We start from the raw sequence: 2,775 nt of genomic DNA, 5'->3' as shown, positions 1-2,775 counted from the left end.
GGAGACAACCTGCATCGGCCCCGCAGTCGCATCGCGCCAGGCGCCGACGGCGATCCTGGTTATGCCGCTGCGTCCGGCTGGGAAGAGCGAGGCATGCCAATCGAACACTCGGGCCTCGTTTAACGGCTTGGCGTGGTTCGGGGTCGCGTCAAGCATCCTTTCGACTACCCCTTCGACATTCCGGTCGGTCGGGGAAAGCGCGCCGATTTCGATCCCGAGCTGCCGGGCAATTGACGACCGTACCACGCCCGCGTCGAGCGTCTCGCCTTCCATGTTGCTCGATTTGACAACGTCCTCGGTCAGGGTGCGCAGGAGGGCCTCGTTCTGCTGATCGAGGCCGAGCGATTCCATCCGCCCGATCAGCCGTCCCTGCCGATAGCGGACCGTGGCAAGCCGATCCGTGATCGCTTCAGCCGACCAGCGGAACCGGGGCCAGTCTGCATGTTCGTGGATGCAGACCATATTCACCGCATAGCTCAAGTACAATCACCGCAAGTTATGCGGTGATTGACGCTGTAGTCACCGCATGCGCAGTCAACCTGCTGTAGATGGCCCATGCCGACGTTGTTCAGGCGGCCTGCCCGAAGGGCTCGTAGCGGACTTCGGTTCTGTCGCAAAGTTTCAGAATATGGGCCAGCGTACCTGTGATAAACGCCGCTCTTTAAGTCAGCAGGTGGGCATCAGAGAGTGACGATTGATTTCAAAGGCAAGCTCACGTCCGGCAATACCTGTCGTTCCGTCATGCAATAAAATTTGCGACAGAACCCTGCTGGATGGTAGCTTGGCAAGTTGACGCGCAGAAGTTCATGTAGTGCGCAAATGGTTATGCCATAAGCGTCACGCTGGTAGATCGGCATCCGCAAATAGGTTTGGGAAAAGACGCTCTCGGTAGTCTAGCGGGAAGGCAAGGCGAACCGGTGTCTTGGGCGACGCAGACGTCAGAAAGCCAGCCGTGGTGAGTTGTTTAAGCGTATTGCGAGCCGTCCTCTCGGAGGTTTTGAGCACTATTTGCGCGTCGCCACGGTCCAGCGCTCCGTGGCGCAAAACTGCTGAAATCAAGTCTGGCGCACGCTTGTCGTCGATCGTATCTGCGACCAGGCGCTGATAGCGTTTGTCCAGCCCGCCCAGATCAAAAAGCTTTGCAGAAAAGGTGATCTGATCCAGTGCGACATTCAGGAACCATGCGCTGAATGTCTTCAGTGCGGCTTCTGAAAGGTTCCTGCGGCCGTCGCGATCCCCATGGCGAGGGCTGTCGGCATGATCCATCATCTGTTTATATTCTCCTCGATCCTTCAGTCCTCGGGCAAGGCCACGAGATATGGACCATAGACCTTGGCCGCCAATACCGGCGTTGAGGGCCATGGCGTGCGACATAAGACGGCTAACGCGACCGTTGCCATCCGGGAACGGATGGATGAAGTTGAGGCGATGATGAGCGGAGGCAATGGCAATGATCCGGCTACTCGCTGAACGTGCGGCAATTTGGAAGCGCTTGTCGAAATGATCCATGAATGCCGATACCCTCATGGATGACGGCGGGTGATGGCGCCCAACCGCAACTTCTGAATCTCCATCTTGGCGCATGCGCCCGGGAACAATCGGCTCCTGCGAGCCGTCGGGGTGTTCGATGACACGTAACTCTTCGGGCATCTCGTTGTAAAAGGCTTGATGGACCCAAGCTAGGAATTCGACCGCGGTTGGTACAGGCATTGTACCGTTGCGTTGCATCTCATCGATTGCACGCTGCACGATAATATGTGCTCGTGCCTCCAATGCCAGAGGACGCGTGTCTTCTTCCAACTCGGCACCAGCGAGGGCTTTTTCGATGTCTCTTGGTCTCGTGTTGTGACCTTCGATCAGGTTGGAGTAATAACAGTTCATCATCCGCACCAGATCGGCCAGCTCAGCGGCGCTGTCTGGATGCAAGCCTTGCCCAAGCCCGCTCGCTTCTCGCTGTATCTCAACCGAAAGGTCAGCCAACTCAGCAGGGATGTGTTCCTCAAAGAAACAGGGTTCTATTCTGCCAGGCGTTTCCAACATTCTTTGCCGATCAGGTATCCGTAAAAAGTTGAATGTTTATAAGGCTTTTACGATGGATATGGCAAGTCTTTGCCGATCCGCATTGCCGATCATGGGCATCAAACTGGTAAGCGTTCGTTGGCGACCGTGTAGAATTGTCATTTCAACTATTCTGTTATGACGTCAGCAGCGGGTGTGTGTGCACGTGTTGCGAGTAACATGAGGGGCAGATGCGTAATGTTTAGCGCTCCGACCGGAAATACGCGCCGATGCAAAATTTATGAGTGCGGCACCAATTAAAATCACCTGGTTGCGCATGCAGATGCTTGTCCCGCTCTCTATGAGTTGCTGCTGGAAATACTTCACATCATCCGGCGTCGCCGTCGCCGTCGCCGTCGCCGTCTCCGGCGAGCGACCGAGCCAGGCCGCAGACCGCTTGCAGGCGCGCAGGTGGCTGGTCTGGGATGCAGGGCCGAGATTGCGCGATATCATATCGGCAATCATCCGGGCACGCAGGGGCGTCATTGGTGTCGATTGTTGAATGTTCATCGGAAGGTCCTCTGTCAATCGAGGCAAAATCACCTCGGCCAACAGCACACACCCGACACCAAAATCCGCGCAACAAATCCTTGTTCTGCGCAACACCCGCCACAAGCGCCCCTATCGCGGAGCGATTTAGTGCATGAGCCCAAAGCAGAAGTGACACGTCCGAAGCAGGCGCTGGTTTCTGTCAGCGCACCGTTGGCCGCTGCGGCA

Annotated in this window: 3 protein-coding genes; all 3 read right to left on the bottom strand. The window is 56.6% G+C overall.

The features are described from left to right. Positions 1 to 480, bottom strand: a 480-nt coding sequence (locus Q1B15_RS16720; RefSeq protein WP_299755772.1) for a DUF4172 domain-containing protein, incomplete at its 3' end; no start/stop codon positions are given. Between the two features lie 357 nt (positions 481 to 837). Next, positions 838 to 2,040: a Fic family protein gene (locus Q1B15_RS16715; protein WP_299755770.1), complete on the bottom strand. Its 1,203-nt coding sequence runs from the start codon at positions 2,038 to 2,040 to the stop codon at positions 838 to 840. 162 nt (positions 2,041 to 2,202) lie between these two features. After that, positions 2,203 to 2,610 (bottom strand): hypothetical protein, encoded by a 408-nt coding sequence (locus Q1B15_RS16710; protein ID WP_299755769.1) that lies wholly within the window; start codon positions 2,608 to 2,610, stop codon positions 2,203 to 2,205. Between the last annotated feature and the right edge of the window lie 165 nt (positions 2,611 to 2,775).

The organism is uncultured Boseongicola sp. (assembly GCF_937988555.1).
Taxonomy (GTDB): Bacteria; Pseudomonadota; Alphaproteobacteria; order Rhodobacterales; family Rhodobacteraceae; genus Boseongicola.
Note: the sequence above shows the minus strand (reverse complement) of the source record. Positions and strands in the feature narration are given on the sequence as shown.

What these genes read in the sequence shown, in the direction of transcription:
- Q1B15_RS16715 (WP_299755770.1), bottom strand. Translation starts at nt 2,040, where the DNA reads ATGTTGGAAACGCCTGGCAGAATAGAACCCTGTTTCTTTGAGGAACAC.